The organism is Enterobacter sp. BIDMC109, from assembly GCF_001037885.1.
Classification (GTDB): domain Bacteria; phylum Pseudomonadota; class Gammaproteobacteria; order Enterobacterales; family Enterobacteriaceae; genus Enterobacter; species Enterobacter hormaechei_C.
This window is the reverse complement of record NZ_KQ090002.1, coordinates 1,173,695-1,189,552: the sequence shown is the minus strand read 5'-3', so window position 1 is coordinate 1,189,552 and position 15,858 is coordinate 1,173,695. Positions and strand designations below refer to the sequence as shown.

Below are 15,858 nucleotides of genomic sequence, written 5' to 3'. Positions count from 1 at the left end.
TTCAGCGAGGCGGCTTGCTCAGGCGCAAATTACTGCTTCCAGATAATTTTGCTCACTTTCCACTTTTTCAGGGTGTCGTCAGAGGGCATTAACCCTTCCGGACCGTTCCAGGTGCCGCTGAATACATAGCTAATGTGCTGGCTGCCGTCGGCCTTACACTCGACCGCCACGCTATCATCCGACGGCACGCTGGCGCAGTGGCCAAACGCTTTCTGGTAGAGCTCGCCAAACGGCGTACCTACCTTCACGCCACCTGAGGTCGGGATCTCTTCATCCATCACCGCAATGCGGTTGACCGTACCTTTATCGCCGTTGATGACCATCGCCACCTTGTCGTCTTTCAACGCTTCGAAATAGCGCACGATGTTGCCGTTCTCGGTTTTCATGCCGCTGCGCAGGCGATAATCACTGCCGATGGCCTCCTGAATGGCATCCTGATCCAGCGCCGTCGAGGCGGTGATTTTGCCCACGCCCTGCTCGGTCACTTCCGTTGAGGAGCCAAACCAGTTCCACGGATAGGCCGCAGACCAGTTGATGGATGAGAGCGTGGAACAGCCGGTTAACGCCAGCGGGAGAGCGCATAAAAGTAAACGCAGCGATTTCATTGAGACGTCCTTACGTAATAAATCAACGCTTGTTGGAGTGCAGTATCGGCAAAAAGTGCCGTTTTAATCTGACTCTTGCGTAAAACAGGCGCGTAAACGGGGGTTCGTGACCAGCCACAGCAGCGCGACAATATCCGCCACCACCAGCGCAATCCCGATACCGGAAAGCGGCTCGCCGTACAGCCAGAGCACGGGCTGCCAGATCAGGAGCACAACCTGCGCCAGAATCAACAGCCAGCGAAGCGCGCGCCAGAAGCGCGGGAGGAACTGCCGCCGACCGCTGCACAGGAACGCCAGCACCGCCGGTACACCGGGCAGTAACCCCAGCCAGAACGCATCGTGATCGGGATAAAAGAGATTCAGTAGCGTATCGCCCTGCCCGCGTGACGCGCCAGCCATCACGAACAGCACCCAGGTGCGGGCCTGCAACAGCAGAACGCACCAGAATAAAAAAGGCAGACGCAGACGACCGTGAACATCATAGTCGCCAGGGTGGAACTCAGTACTCTTCATCTTCGATCAGGCGCTTACCCAGCGTCAGTACATCCGCGTGCTCGTAGCCCAGACGTTCATACATGCCCAGCACCACGTCGTTATCTTCCCGCACCATAATCTGGATTTTCGGGCAGCCACGGGCGATCAGTTTCTTTTCCAGACGGTTAAGCAGCGCGTTGGCGATGCCGCGCGCGCGATATTCCGGGTGCACGCCCAGATAGTAGGCCGACCCGCGGTGGCCGTCGTACCCGCCCATTACCGTCCCGACCACCTCGCCGTTGACCTCAGCGACCAGAAACAGACTGACGTCGTGATTCACCTTCCGTTCGATGTCCATTTCCGGATCGTTCCACGGACGCAGCAGATCGCAGCGCTCCCAAAGGGTGATCACCTCTTCGAAATCTTCCTGGCGAAAAACGCGTATCTCCATGGTATTAACCGCCTTTTCGGGTTTAAAAACAGTGATTATGGCGTGAACAGGGCATTTAGCCAATAACCGGGGAAAAACTCGCCAAAATTTGGCATAATGTCACTTTGTCACGTATTGAAATGAAAAGTAAAACAATTCTCAATAAGGAATGTCGTCACGCAAAACGCGATACGATATAACACCAGGACCCCAATTTTTACAATTCAGGCCGCATGAGCACATTCAAACCATTAAAAGCACTCACATCGCGTCGTCAGGTTCTCAAAGCGGGGCTGGCGGCCTTAACGTTAACAGGCATCGCAAAGCAGGCTCAGGCAAAAGAAGAGAGCTCGCTTAAAACCAGTAACGGACACAGCAAGCCGAAAACCAAAAAAGCCGGGGCAAAGCGTCTGGTCATGCTCGATCCGGGCCACGGCGGGATCGACACCGGCGCCATTGGCCGAAACGGGTCGAAAGAAAAACACGTCGTGCTGGCAATTGCAAAAAATGTGCGCGCAATTTTACGCAGCAACGGCATTGACGCCCGCCTGACGCGCACGGGCGACACGTTTATCCCGCTGTACGATCGCGTGGAAATTGCCCATAAGCACGGCGCCGACCTGTTTATGTCCATTCACGCGGATGGCTTCACAAACCCTTCCGCCGCAGGCGCATCGGTGTTCGCCCTCTCCAACCGTGGCGCCAGTAGCGCCATGGCGAAATACCTCTCCGATCGCGAAAACCGGGCGGATGAAGTGGCCGGGAAAAAAGCCACCGACAAAGACCATCTGTTGCAGCAGGTTCTGTTTGATCTCGTGCAGACCGATACCATCAAAAACAGCCTGACGCTCGGCTCGCATATCCTTAAACGGATTAAGCCCGTGCACCGTCTGCACAGTAAAAGCACCGAGCAGGCCGCGTTTGTGGTGCTGAAGTCCCCGTCCATTCCGTCCGTGCTGGTGGAAACCTCGTTCATTACCAACCCGGAAGAGGAGCGTTTACTCGGCACCACGGCGTTTCGTCAGAAGATCGCGAACGCTATCGCCTCCGGGGTCATCAGTTATTTCAACTGGTTCGATAATCAAAAAGCGCACTCCAGGAAACGTTGATGAAACCGAATGCACAGCTGGTCAAAACTTTCCTGATGCAGTTACAGGACGCGATTTGCCAGAAACTGGCCGCCGCAGACGGCGGTGAATTCCAGGAAGATGCCTGGCAGCGCGAAGCGGGCGGCGGCGGGCGCAGCCGCGTGCTGCGTAACGGTGGCATTTTTGAACAGGCCGGGGTCAACTTCTCCCACGTCCACGGTGATGCAATGCCGGCGTCCGCCACGGCGCATCGGCCTGAACTGGCGGGCCGCAGCTTCGAGGCGATGGGCGTCTCGCTGGTGGTGCATCCGCATAACCCGTTTGTGCCAACCAGCCACGCCAACGTGCGCTTTTTCATCGCGGAAAAACCGGGGGCCGATCCGGTCTGGTGGTTTGGCGGCGGTTTCGACTTAACGCCTTACTATGGCTTCGAAGAGGACGCCGTGCACTGGCACACCACCGCGCGCGACCTCTGCCTGCCGTTTGGCGAAGACGTTTACCCGAAATACAAAAAGTGGTGCGATGATTATTTCTATCTGAAGCATCGCGACGAGCAACGCGGCATCGGCGGGCTGTTCTTTGACGATCTCAACACGCCGGATTTTGATACCGCGTTCAGCTTTATGCGCGCAGTGGGTGAAGGCTTTACCGATGCCTATCTGCCGATTGTCGAACGCCGCAAAAACACCGACTACGGCGTTCGCGAGCGTGAGTTCCAGCTGTACCGCCGCGGGCGTTACGTGGAGTTTAACCTGGTATGGGATCGCGGGACGCTGTTTGGCCTGCAAACCGGTGGGCGCACGGAGTCCATTCTGATGTCGATGCCGCCGCTGGTGCGCTGGGAATACAGCTTTGAACCCAAAGAAGGCAGCCCGGAGGCTGCCTTGCGTGATTTTATTCGGGTTCGGGACTGGGTGTAACCCCCTCACCCCTGCCCTCTCCCAAAGGGAGAGGGAGTATAAATTCCCTCTCCCTTTGAGAGGGTTAGGGTGAGGGTAAAAATTACAGCGGCTGCGTCTGTGCCTCAACCACCGCTAGCGCCACCATGTTGACGATACGACGCACGGAGGCAATCGGCGTTAATACATGTACCGGTTTTGACACCCCCATCAGCACTGGCCCTACGGTCACCCCTTCAGAACTCGACACGCGCAGCAGGTTATAGCTGATACGCGCCGCTTCTACGTTCGGCATAATCAGCACGTTCGCGGAGCCTTTCAGCGGGCTGTCCGGCATACGTTCATTACGAATGCTCTCCACCAGCGCGGCGTCGCCGTGCATCTCGCCGTCGATCATCAGTTCCGGCGCACGCTCGCGCACCAGGTCCAGCGTCTGGCGCATTTTGCACGCCGCCGCGGATTTGGATGACCCGAAGTTAGAATGCGACAGCAGCGCCACTTTCGGCTCGATACCAAAGCGGCGCACGGTTTCCGCCGCCATCACGGTTATTTCCGCCAGTTCGTCCGGGGAAGGATCGTCGTTGACGTAGGTATCGGCGATAAAGGTGTTACCGCTTGGCAGCAGCAGCGCGTTCATTGCGCCGGCAGTATGGACACCCTCGCGATAGCCGAAGATCTCCTGCACCACGCTGAAATGCTCATGGTACTCGCCGATGGTGCCGCAGATCAGCGCATCCGCCTCACCGCGGTGAACCATGATCGCGCCGATCACCGTGGTGTTGCTGATCACCGCCCGCTGCGCCTGCTCCTGGGTGATCCCCCGACGCTTCATGATCGAATAGTATTCGTTCCAGTACTCTTTGAAGCGCGGATCGGATTCGTTATTGACGATCTCAAAGTCGACGCCCGGCTTAATTTGCAGGCCCAGCTTCTGAATACGCATCTCGATCACGCTCGGACGACCAATCAGGATCGGTTTCGCCAGCCCTAAGGTGATCAGCTCCTGAGTGGCATGCAGCACGCGCGCCTCTTCCCCTTCCGCCAGCACCACGCGCTTCGCGTCAGCGCGCGCCTGGGAGAAGATCGGCTTCATAAACAGGTTGGTTTTGTAGACGAACTCGGTGAGTTTATCGACGTAGGCATCGAAATCTTCAATCGGCCGCGTCGCCACGCCAGAGTCCATCGCCGCTTTGGCCACCGCTGGCGCGATCTTCACGATCAGACGCGGGTCAAATGGTTTAGGGATAATGTAGTCCGGGCCGAAGCTCAGATCCTGATCGCCGTAGGCGGAGGCCACCACTTCGCTCTGCTCGGCGTGCGCCAGCTCTGCGATAGCATGAACGGCGGCAAGCTTCATCTCTTCGTTGATTGCCGTAGCGCCAACGTCCAGCGCACCGCGGAAGATGAACGGGAAGCAGAGCACGTTGTTCACTTGGTTCGGGTAGTCCGAACGTCCGGTACAGATGATCGCGTCTTCACGCACTGCCTTCGCCAGCGGCGGCAGAATTTCCGGCTCCGGGTTCGCCAGGGCCAGGATCATTGGCGCGCGCGCCATCTTCTGCACCATCTCCTGGGTCAGTACTTTCGGGCCTGAACAGCCGAGGAAAATGTCGGCACCTTCAATGACGTCTTCTAGCGTGCGCTTGCCGTCGTCTTCCACCGCATAGGCCGCCTTGGTTTCCGCCATGTTTGGCTCGCGGTCTTTGTAAATCACGCCTTTGGAGTCGCAGACCACGATGTTGTGTTTCTGCATGCCCAGCGCCACCAGCAGGTTCATACAGGCGATGGCCGCGGCGCCAGCGCCGGAGACCACCATGCGCACGTCGGAGAGGTTTTTCTCCACCACACGCAGACCGTTCAGAATGGCGGCGGTACTGATAATCGCCGTGCCGTGCTGGTCGTCATGGAACACGGGAATGTTCATACGCTCGCGCAGCTTCTGCTCGATATAGAAACATTCCGGCGCTTTGATGTCTTCCAGGTTGATGCCGCCGAAGGTCGGCTCCAGCGCCGCCACCACGTTGATGAATTTATCCGGGTCCAGTTCGTCCACTTCGATATCGAAGACGTCGATACCGGCAAATTTTTTAAACAGAACGCCCTTCCCTTCCATCACCGGCTTACCGGCCAGCGCGCCAATGTTCCCTAACCCCAGTACCGCCGTACCGTTAGAGATAACGGCCACCAGGTTGCCACGGGCGGTGTATTTGTACGATGCCAGCGGATCTTTTTCGATTTCAAGGCACGGGGCAGCTACGCCTGGCGAGTAGGCCAGCGCCAGATCGCGCTGGGTCGCCAGCGGTTTGGTCGGGGATACCTGGATTTTACCCGGAACAGGAAACTCGTGAAAATCGAGAGCGCTTTGTTTTAACTGATCATCCATCTTGTTATTCCTTTCACGTTTCGGTCAAAAAGGGTGATGTTGACGTTCCTATGCACACCCTGGTGTGCCGCATAGTATCGCCGCAGGCAGGCTCCTAAACTTTGAAGGCTGCCAAACTCTCACCATTGCAGAATAAAAATTGTTATCAATTTATAACAGCCATGTTACCCGTCTCAGACAGCAATGCCTCCCCCGTCTGCTATGCTTTTTTGTTAAGTCCATCATGATTTTCTCAGAAGTGTGACCTGACGCACTCGACTAACTCTTTTATTTTCAAGGAGTAATTATGAACCAGCTAGACGGCATTAAACAATTTACCACCGTGGTTGCAGACAGCGGCGACATCGAATCAATTCGTCACTACCAGCCGGAAGACGCGACCACCAACCCCTCGCTGCTGCTCAAGGCGGCCGGTCTTGCGCACTTTAGTCATCTGATTGATGACGCCCTTGCCTACGGCAAAAAGCGCGGGAAAACGCAGGAGCAGCAGGTCGCCGAAGCCAGTGACAAGCTGGCGGTCAATATCGGTGCGGAAATTCTTAAAAGCATACCGGGACGCGTCTCCACCGAAGTGGATGCCCGCCTCTCATTCGACCAGGAAAAGAGCATTAGCAAGGCTCGCCGCCTGGTGGAACTCTACCAGGAGCAGGGGATCGATAAATCACGCATCCTGATCAAGCTTGCCTCCACCTGGGAAGGCATCCGCGCGGCGGAAGTGCTGGAGAAAGAGGGGATCAACTGTAACCTGACGCTGCTGTTCTCCTTTGCCCAGGCTCGTGCCTGCGCCGAAGCGGGCGTGTTCCTGATTTCACCGTTTGTCGGACGTATCTACGACTGGTATCAGGCGAAACAGCCGATGGATCCGTATGTGGTGGACGAAGATCCCGGCGTGAAATCGGTGCGTAATATCTACGATTATTACAAGCAGCACCGCTACGAGACCATCGTGATGGGGGCCAGCTTCCGCCGCACCGAGCAGATCCTCGCGCTCGCGGGCTGCGACCGGCTGACCATCTCCCCTGACCTGCTGAAAAAGCTTCAGGAGAGTGAAGAGACGGTGATCCGCAAGCTGGTGCCAACCTCCACCGTTCTGCCAAAACCAAAACCCATGACCGAAGCGGAATTCCGCTGGGAGCACAATCAGGACCCAATGGCCGTGGAAAAACTGGCGGACGGCATCCGTCAGTTCGCCGTCGACCAGCGCAAACTCGAAGATCTTCTCGCCGCCAAACTTTAACCTTGCCACGGAGTGAACTATGTCCCGTAAAGAGCTCGCCAACGCCATTCGCGCCCTCAGCATGGATGCCGTACAAAAAGCCAATTCCGGCCACCCTGGCGCCCCCATGGGTATGGCTGATATCGCCGAAGTGCTGTGGAACGACTTCCTGAAGCACAACCCTACCGATCCGACCTGGTACGACCGCGACCGTTTTATTCTTTCCAACGGGCACGCCTCGATGCTGCTCTACAGCCTGCTGCACCTTTCCGGCTACGATCTGCCGCTTGAGGAATTAAAAAACTTCCGCCAGCTGCACTCCAAAACGCCGGGCCACCCGGAGATCGGCTATACGCCGGGCGTTGAAACCACTACCGGCCCGCTGGGCCAGGGGCTGGCGAATGCGGTTGGCCTGGCGATTGCCGAACGTACGCTGGCCGCGCAGTTCAACCAGCCCGACCACGAGATTGTCGATCACTATACCTATGTCTTTATGGGCGACGGCTGTCTGATGGAGGGGATCTCTCACGAGGTCTGTTCTCTGGCGGGCACCCTGGGGCTGGGCAAGCTGATTGGCTTCTACGATCACAACGGCATCTCCATTGACGGGGAAACCGAGGGCTGGTTTACCGACGACACGGCGAAACGCTTTGAAGCCTATCACTGGCACGTGGTGCACGAGATCGACGGTCACAATCCTGAGGCGGTGAAAAAAGCGATTCAGGAAGCGCAGAGCGTGAAGGACAAACCGTCCCTGATCATCTGCCGCACCACCATCGGCTTCGGCTCGCCGAACAAAGCGGGCAAAGAGGAGGCGCACGGCGCGGCGCTGGGTGAAGAGGAAGTGGCGCTGACCCGCCAGAAACTGGGCTGGAAACACCCGGCCTTTGAGATCCCAAAAGAGATCTACAAGGCCTGGGATGCTCGCGAAACAGGTGAAAAAGCGCAGCAGGCCTGGAACGAGAAGTTTGCCGCTTACAAAAAAGCGTATCCGGAGCTGGCGGCTGAGTTTACCCGCCGCATGAGCGGCGGCCTGCCGGAAGACTGGGAAGAGAAAACTCATGCGCTGATTGAGAACCTGCAATCCAACCCGGCGAAAATTGCCACCCGTAAGGCATCACAAAACACCCTGAACGCGATTGGCCCAATCCTGCCCGAACTGCTGGGCGGCTCGGCGGATCTGGCGCCAAGTAACCTTACCATCTGGTCCGGCTCTAAATCCCTGAAGGAGGACATTGCCGGGAACTACATCCACTACGGCGTGCGCGAGTTCGGGATGACCGCCATTGCCAACGGCATCGCCCACCATGGCGGCTTCGTGCCGTACACCGCCACCTTCCTGATGTTTGTCGAATATGCCCGTAACGCGGCGCGTATGGCGGCCCTGATGAAGGCGCGGCAAATCATGGTGTACACCCACGATTCCATCGGGCTAGGTGAAGATGGGCCGACGCACCAGGCGGTAGAGCAGCTGGCGAGCCTGCGCTTAACGCCAAACTTCAGCACCTGGCGTCCTTGCGATCAGGTGGAAGCGGCAGTGGGCTGGAAGCTGGCCGTAGAGCGTCATAACGGACCCACGGCGCTGATCCTGTCGCGCCAGAACCTGGCGCAGATCGAGCGCACGCCGGAGCAGGTGAAAAATATCGCCCGCGGCGGGTACATCCTGAAAGACAGCGGCGGCAAGCCAGACGTGATCCTGATCGCCACCGGTTCCGAGGTGGAAATCACGGTAAAAGCGGCGGAGAAACTGACCGCCGAGGGTCACGCGGTGCGCGTGGTTTCACTCCCTTCAACGGATATCTTTGATGCTCAGGATGAGGCGTACCGCGAATCGGTGCTGCCTTCAAACGTCGCGGCGCGCGTGGCGGTTGAAGCTGGCATTGCCGACTACTGGTACAAATACGTGGGCCTGAAAGGGGCAATTGTCGGGATGCATGGTTACGGTGAATCCGCCCCGGCCGACAAGCTGTTCCCATATTTCGGCTTTACCGTTGAGAACGTGGTGGAGAAGGCGCTAAGCGTGCTGTAGTGCTTTTGCCGGGTGACGCTGTCGTTTACCCGGCCTGCGGTTCGAGGCTTTGTAGGCCGGGTAAGGCGTAGCCGCCACCCGGCTTTTTCACACCACTCTTACCCCTGCCGCCATCACCCGCTCCGGCGTTAATAACACACTTTCTCGGGCGTCATCGGTTTCCGCGCAGAGCAACATGCATTCAGACGTTTCACCGCGCATGTTAGCCTTTGCCAGGTTACACAACACCACCACCGTTTTGCCCATCAGCTCCTCTTCCCGGTAATACGGCACCAGGCTGGTGACGGTTTGCAGCATTCTGCCTCCCACCTCTATCTGCGCAATATAGAGCTTGTCCGCATTGGCGTGACGTTTAACGTCAACAATCTTTCCCACGCGGATCTCGAGCTTTGCAAAATCATCGTACGCTACCGTTTCCACTTTTGCCTCCCTGGTAAAATTTTACTAAATACTAGCACGGTAACTGGCGAGGGCAACAGGGATGTTATTTACTAAAAATTAATGCATGTCCGAACGCATCCTTTACAATAAGCTATCTCGTGGGGAATAAGGACAAACATGGCAACGCTGAAAGACATCGCGACGGAAGCTGGCGTCTCGCTGGCAACGGTATCCCGGGTTTTAAACGATGACCCGACGCTGAATGTGAAAGAAGAAACGAAACACCGCATTCTCGAGATTGCCGAGAAGCTGGAATACAAAAGCACGACCTCCCGTAAAATGCAGTCTGTCGCTGCCGGTCAGCAACATATTCTGGCGCTCTACAGCTACCAGCAGGAACTGGAGATCAACGACCCTTACTATCTTGCCATTCGCCACGGCATTGAGACGCAGTGCGAAAAACTGGGGGTCGAACTGAGTAACTGCTACGCTAATGCCACCCTGCCGGAGCTGAAAAAGCTCACCGGGGTGTTGATTGTAGGCAAACCCTCCCCTGCGCTTCGACGTGCGGCAATGTCGTTGACCGACAACGTCTGTTTTATCGACTTTCACGAGCCAGGCAGCGAGTACGATTCTGTCGATATTGACCTTTCGCGCATCAGCAAGCAGATCGTGGATTTCTTTATTGCTCAGGGAGTTAAGCGGATTGGCTTTATCGGCGGCGAAGATGAGCCAGGCAAGGCTGATATTCGGGAAGCCGCCTTCGTGGAGTACGGGCTCCTGAAAGGGGTGGTATCGGAACAGGACATCTGGCGCGGCGGTTTTTCCAGCTCGTCCGGTTATGAACTGGCAAAAATCATGCTGGCACAACAGTGCTGGCCTTCCGCCTTGTTCGTGGCCTCCGATTCCATCGCCATCGGGGTGTTACGCGCCATCCACGAAAAAGGGCTGGCGATCCCGGAAGATATTTCACTGATCAGCGTGAACGACATTCCAACCGCCCGCTTTACCTTCCCGCCTCTTTCCACCGTGCGCATTCACTCTGAAATGATGGGCAGCCAGGGCGTTAATCTGCTGCTGGAAAAGGCCCGCGATGGCCGCGCACTACCGCTTCAGGTCTTCGTCCCGAGCGTACTGAAGCTGCGCGGCACCACCCGCTGATTTCCACCTGTAAACTCTCCCGCCGGGCACGCCCGGCTTTTTTAATTTCGTGATCGAGTTAAAGCAAATCGGTTTTACTGATTTTATTTAGTAAAATATTTACTAAAATCTCCAGCAATGATGTTTTACCCCTACAGGGAGATCACATGAATCGCTGGGAAAATATTCAACTCACGCATGAAAACCGGCTCCCGCCGCGTGCGTACTTCTTCTCTTATGACACCGTTTCCCGGGCGCGCACGTTTGCGCGTGAAGCCAGCAGCCACTTTCTGTCGCTAAGCGGAAAGTGGAACTTTCGCTTCTTCACGAACCCGCTGCTTGTCCCGGAAAACTTTACCTCAGAATACATGGCCGACTGGGGCGATATTACCGTGCCGGGCATGTGGCAGATGGAAGGTCACGGTCAGTTGCAGTACACCGACGAAGGCTTTCCTTTCCCGGTGGACGTACCATGGGTGCCGTCAGACAACCCGACCGGGGCATACCAGCGCTGGTTTACGCTTTCTGAAAGCTGGCAAGAGAAACAGACCCTTATCAAGTTTGACGGCGTCGAAACCTATTTCGAAGTCTACGTGAATGGCCGCTATATAGGCTTTAGCAAAGGCAGCCGACTGTCTGCCGAGTTTGATATCAGCGATGCGGTACACAGCGGGCAAAACCTTTTGTGCGTGCGGGTTATGCAGTGGGCAGATTCCACCTACATTGAGGATCAGGACATGTGGTGGACGGCGGGGATATTCCGCGACGTCTACCTGCTGGGAAAATCACTCACGCATGTCCGCGATTTCACGGTTAAAACCACCTTCGACGAGGCATACCGGGACGCCACCCTCTTCTGTCAGCTTGAGCTGGAAAACCTTGCTGCACGCCCTGGCTGTGTTCAACTGGATTATACCCTGTACGACGGCGAGACAGTGCTGCACAAGGGAACAACCGACAACCTGACCGTCAGCGAGCGTGCGGAAACCGCCTTCAGCATTGAGGTGAGGCAACCCCGCCAGTGGTCCGCTGAATCGCCGGATCTTTATCATCTGGTCATGACTTTAAAAGATAACCATGGCCAGACGCTGGAAATCATCCCGCAGCGCATCGGGTTTCGGGATATCAAGGTGAAAGACGGCCTGTTCTACGTTAACAACCGTTATCTGAAGCTGCACGGCGTCAATCGTCATGACAACGATCATCTGAGGGGCCGCGCGGTGGGGATGGATCGCGTGGAGCGCGACCTGATCCTGATGAAGCAGCACAATATCAACTCGGTACGTACCGCCCACTACCCGAACGACCCGCGCTTTTACGAGCTTTGCGACCTGTACGGCCTGTTTGTAATGGCTGAAACGGATGTGGAGTCTCACGGCTTCGCCAACGTCGGCGACCTGAGCCGCATTACGGACGATCCGGTGTGGGAGCCGGTCTACGTTGAGCGCATCGAACGCCATATTCACGCGCAGAAAAATCATCCGTCGATCATCATCTGGTCGCTCGGAAACGAGTCCGGCTACGGCTGTAACATCCGCGCGATGGCCCGTGCGGCAAAAGCGCTGGATGATACTCGCCTGCTTCACTACGAAGAAGATCGCGACGCCGAGGTGGTGGACATTATCTCCACCATGTATACCCGCGTACCGCTGATGAATCTGTTTGGCGAATACCCGCACGCCAAACCGCGCATTATCTGCGAATACGCCCATGCGATGGGCAACGGTCCCGGCGGGTTGACCGAGTATCAGAACGTGTTCGATCGGCACGACTGCATTCAGGGGCATTATGTCTGGGAGTGGTGCGACCACGGTATTCAGAAAACAGACGCCAGCGGCAATATCTGGTACGCCTATGGCGGCGACTTCGGTGATTACCCCAATAATTACAACTTCTGCCTCGACGGGCTGATCTACTCCGATCAAACGCCCGGGCAAGGTTTGCGTGAGTACAAGCAGGTGATCGCCCCGGTCAAACTGCGCTGGCAAAACGGTGAGCTGCACGTTGATAACCGCTTATGGTTCACCAGCCTGGATGATTACACCCTGCTCACGGAGGTGCGTGCGGAAGGTGAAACGCTGCACAGCGAGCCACTGAACATCACCGGGTTGGCCCCCAACAGCTCCCGCAGCGTCAGCCTGCACGTGCCGGAACTGGACGAGCGCGAAGCATTCCTGACTGTACGTATTATCAAAAACAGTCCCACGCGCTACAGCGAGGTCGGGCACGAGATCGCGGTGTATCAGTTCCCGTTAAAAGGCCGCACGGCACGCCCGACACCGTTTATCAACACCAGTGCCACTCCGCTGCGTCTGGAGGAAGATCGCCTGAGCTGCACCGTGACCGGGCATAACTTCCGCGCGACCTTCTCTAAAGTATCGGGAAAACTCAGCGCCTGGCAGGTGAACGGTGAGGAATACCTTACCCGTGAGCCGAAGATTAACTTCTTCAAGCCCATGATTGATAACCATAAGCAGGAGTATGAAGGGCTGTGGCAGCCGTATCATTTCCAGATCATGCAGGAGCATCTGCGCGGTTTCGAGGTTGAGCAGCATAACGATGCGATCATCGTCACCACCCGTACCCTGATTGCCCCGCCAGTGTTTGATTTTGGCATGCGCTGTACCTATCGCTGGCGCATCGCCGCCGACGGGCAGATCAACGTTGAGCTATGCGGTGAGCGCTACGGCGAGTACCCACACATCATTCCGTGCATCGGCTTTACGCTTGGCATCAACGGCGGTTTCGATCAGGTGAGCTACTACGGGCGAGGGCCGGGTGAAAACTATCCGGACAGCCAGCAGGCCAGCACCATCGACCTGTGGCACACCACGGTTGATGAGATGTTTGAAAATTATCCGTTCCCGCAAAACAACGGCAACCGTCAGCAGGTGCGCTGGGCCTCCCTCGCGGATCGTCATGGCAGCGGCGTGCTGGTCGTACCGCAACAGCCTCTCCACTTCAGCGCCTGGCACTACACGGCTGAGAACATTCACGCCGCACAGCACTGCAACGAACTGCGCCGCTGCGATGACATTACGCTTAATCTTGACCACCAGGTGCTGGGCTTAGGCTCCAATTCCTGGGGAAGTGAGGTACTGGAGAGCTGGCGCGTCTGGTTCAGTCCGTTCCGCTACGGCTTCACATTGCTCCCGCTCAATGGCGGCCGCATCGCCTCGATGGCGCTGGCACGCCAGCAATTCGGCACCGGTTTCTTCTCCATGGATTTGCACAGCGAGGCAGACAAATGATCGTTCTTGAGAGCCTGGAACAGTTTCAACAGCATTACCGCACGGGTCGCAAATGGCAGCGCTGCTCAGAAGCCATTAACAATATCGATAATATCTCGCCCGGCGTAGCCCATTCGATTGGCGATTCGCTGGCCTACCGTGTGACCAATGATGCCAGCACCGACGCGCTGTTTGTCGGGCATCGCCGCTATTTCGAGGTGCATTACTACCTTCAGGGCGCGCAGAAAATTGAATATGCCGCCAAAGATGCGCTTCAGACAGTGGAGTGTTACCGCGATGAGACCGATCGAGAATACCTGAAAGGCATGGGTACCACCGAACAGGTGCGCGAGGGGCAGATCGTAATTTGTGAGAACCATGAGGCGTATCGCTTTATCAGCGAGGAGCCGGTCAAAAAAGTCATTCTCAATGTGACCATCGAAGACGGTTATTTCCATAACAAATAAAAAAACGAGCGGTGCCAATGAAGCACCGCTAGCCTCTTACCCGGAGAAACGTTATGTCTGAAACCACCAAACGCAATACCATCGGCAAATTCGGCCTGCTGTCGCTGACCTTTGCCGCCGTGTTTAGTTTTAACAACGTGATCAATAATAATATCGAACTCGGACTTGCCTCCGCGCCGATGTTCTTTTTAGCAACCCTGTTCTATTTTATCCCGTTCTGCTTAATTATCGCTGAGTTTGTCTCGTTGAATAAAAACTCAGAAGCTGGAGTTTATGCCTGGGTAAAAAGTTCACTCGGCGGGCGCTGGGCATTTATTACCGCTTATACATACTGGTTCGTGAATTTATTCTTCTTCACCTCGTTATTACCGCGCGTCATTGCCTATGCCTCTTATGCCTTTCTTGGCTATGAGTACATTCTCACACCATTTGCCACAACGGTGCTAAGTATGGTGCTGTTCGCCTTCTCAACGTGGGTCTCCACCAACGGGGCGAAGATGCTGGGGCCAATTACGTCTGTAACCTCCACGCTGATGCTGCTGCTGACGCTCTCTTACATTCTGCTGGCGGGCGCGGCGCTAATGGGTGGGGTGCAGCCCGCTGATCCGATTACCGTCGACGCGATGATCCCGCATTTTAACTGGGCATTCCTCGGCATTACCACCTGGATATTTATGGCTGCCGGGGGCGCGGAATCCGTCGCGGTGTACGTAAACGATGTGAAAGGCGGTTCGAAATCTTTCGTTAAAGTGATCATCCTGGCGGGGATCTTTATCGGCGTGCTGTACTCCATCTCCTCGGTACTGATCAACGTCTTTATCAGCAGCAAAGCGTTGAAGTTTACCGGGGGTTCGGTGCAGGTGTTCCACGGTCTGGCGGTGTGGTTTGGCCTGCCGGAAGTGTTGATGAACCGTTTCGTCGGTCTGGTTTCCTTTACCGCCATGTTCGGTTCCCTGCTGATGTGGACGGCGACGCCGGTCAAAATCTTTTTCTCGGAGATCCCGACCGGCATTTTTGGTCCGAAAACCGTGGCGCTGAACGAAAACGGCGTACCGGCGCGCGCGGCCTGGATCCAGTATTTGATTGTGATCCCACTGATGATTATCCCGACCATGGGCTCCAGTACCGCGCAGGAGCTGATGAACACCGTCATCAATATGACCGCTGCGGCCTCCATGTTACCGCCGCTGTTTATTATGCTGGCCTACCTCAACCTGCGTCGTAAGCTCGATCACCTGCCGCGCGATTTCAGGATGGGTTCACGAACCACGGGTATAACCATAGTGTCGATGCTGATTGTTATTTTCGCCATTGGTTTTGTGGCATCCACTTTCCCTACCGGTGCCAATATTCTGACGATTATTTTCTATAACGTCGGTGGCATTGTTTTATTCCTCGGATTTGCCTGGTGGAAATACAGCAAATACGTAAACGGATTATCAAAAGAACAACAAAAAATTGAAGCATCACCTGCCTCGAATATTAACTGAAATAAAAGGCATGGATTTTATCTCAT

Annotated in this window: 13 protein-coding genes; 8 read left to right on the top strand and 5 right to left on the bottom strand. The window is 56.0% G+C overall.

Translation table 11 applies throughout. From position 1 onward, the window contains the following. Positions 1-29 precede the first annotated feature (29 nt). The 3 genes from SK62_RS05660 to SK62_RS05650 all read right to left on the bottom strand — a co-directional run bounded on the left by SK62_RS05660 (position 30) and on the right by SK62_RS05650 (position 1,530). Positions 30-605 carry an RpoE-regulated lipoprotein gene (locus tag SK62_RS05660; RefSeq protein WP_015572220.1) on the bottom strand — a complete coding sequence of 192 codons (576 nt, stop codon included), beginning with the start codon at positions 603-605 and terminating at the stop codon, positions 30-32. Between the two features lie 63 nt (positions 606-668). Further along, positions 669-1,118, bottom strand: coding sequence for a DUF2919 domain-containing protein (locus SK62_RS05655; RefSeq protein ID WP_023304181.1), 450 nt, complete (start codon positions 1,116-1,118; stop codon positions 669-671). After that, on the bottom strand, positions 1,105-1,530 hold the full coding sequence (locus SK62_RS05650; RefSeq protein ID WP_003861292.1) for a GNAT family acetyltransferase: 426 nt from the start codon (positions 1,528-1,530) through the stop codon (positions 1,105-1,107). The genes SK62_RS05655 and SK62_RS05650 overlap by 14 nt, the downstream gene beginning before the upstream one ends. Positions 1,531-1,742: 212 nt before the next feature. Here SK62_RS05650 and amiA point away from each other — a divergent pair, with 212 nt between their 5' ends. Continuing rightward, positions 1,743-2,618 (top strand): N-acetylmuramoyl-L-alanine amidase AmiA, encoded by an 876-nt coding sequence (amiA, locus tag SK62_RS05645; RefSeq protein WP_015572219.1) that lies wholly within the window; start codon positions 1,743-1,745, stop codon positions 2,616-2,618. Continuing rightward, the gene (gene hemF / locus SK62_RS05640) at positions 2,618-3,517 is read left to right on the top strand and encodes an oxygen-dependent coproporphyrinogen oxidase (protein ID WP_023295114.1); all 900 of its coding nucleotides are present in this window, start codon (positions 2,618-2,620) and stop codon (positions 3,515-3,517) included. Before amiA ends, hemF begins: the two co-directional genes overlap by 1 nt. An 82-nt stretch (positions 3,518-3,599) precedes the next feature. Here the strand turns inward: hemF and maeB are convergent, their stop codons facing one another. Continuing rightward, positions 3,600-5,879, bottom strand: coding sequence for an NADP-dependent oxaloacetate-decarboxylating malate dehydrogenase (gene maeB / locus SK62_RS05635; protein WP_047719306.1), 2,280 nt, complete (start codon positions 5,877-5,879; stop codon positions 3,600-3,602). A 286-nt stretch (positions 5,880-6,165) separates the two neighbouring features. Here maeB and tal point away from each other — a divergent pair, with 286 nt between their 5' ends. Together tal and tkt are read left to right on the top strand one after the other, a co-directional pair. Further along, a complete protein-coding gene (gene tal / locus SK62_RS05630; RefSeq protein ID WP_047719307.1) occupies positions 6,166-7,116 on the top strand; it encodes a transaldolase in 951 nt (316 codons plus the stop codon). Between the two features lie 19 nt (positions 7,117-7,135). Further along, positions 7,136-9,124: a transketolase gene (gene tkt / locus SK62_RS05625; protein ID WP_047719308.1), complete on the top strand. Its 1,989-nt coding sequence runs from the start codon at positions 7,136-7,138 to the stop codon at positions 9,122-9,124. An 87-nt stretch (positions 9,125-9,211) separates the two neighbouring features. Here tkt and SK62_RS05620 read toward each other — a convergent pair whose 3' ends face one another. Further along, entirely contained in the window at positions 9,212-9,544 is a 333-nt protein-coding gene (locus SK62_RS05620; RefSeq protein ID WP_045333810.1) for a tRNA-binding protein, read from the bottom strand. 138 nt (positions 9,545-9,682) lie between these two features. Between SK62_RS05620 and ebgR the strand changes: the two genes are divergently transcribed. The 4 genes from ebgR (at position 9,683) to SK62_RS05600 (ending at position 15,832) form a co-directional block, all read left to right on the top strand. Beyond that, positions 9,683-10,666 carry a transcriptional regulator EbgR gene (ebgR, locus tag SK62_RS05615; RefSeq protein WP_015572215.1) on the top strand — a complete coding sequence of 328 codons (984 nt, stop codon included), beginning with the start codon at positions 9,683-9,685 and terminating at the stop codon, positions 10,664-10,666. Positions 10,667-10,812: 146 nt separating this feature from the next. Continuing rightward, positions 10,813-13,896, top strand: coding sequence for a beta-galactosidase subunit alpha (ebgA, locus tag SK62_RS05610; protein WP_023304183.1), 3,084 nt, complete (start codon positions 10,813-10,815; stop codon positions 13,894-13,896). Continuing rightward, positions 13,893-14,342, top strand: a complete 450-nt coding sequence (locus SK62_RS05605; RefSeq protein WP_017692956.1) for a beta-galactosidase subunit beta — start codon at positions 13,893-13,895, stop codon at positions 14,340-14,342. Before ebgA ends, SK62_RS05605 begins: the two co-directional genes overlap by 4 nt. A gap of 53 nt (positions 14,343-14,395) precedes the next feature. Beyond that, positions 14,396-15,832: an amino acid permease gene (locus SK62_RS05600; RefSeq protein ID WP_015572212.1), complete on the top strand. Its 1,437-nt coding sequence runs from the start codon at positions 14,396-14,398 to the stop codon at positions 15,830-15,832. Positions 15,833-15,858: the final 26 nt, after the last annotated feature.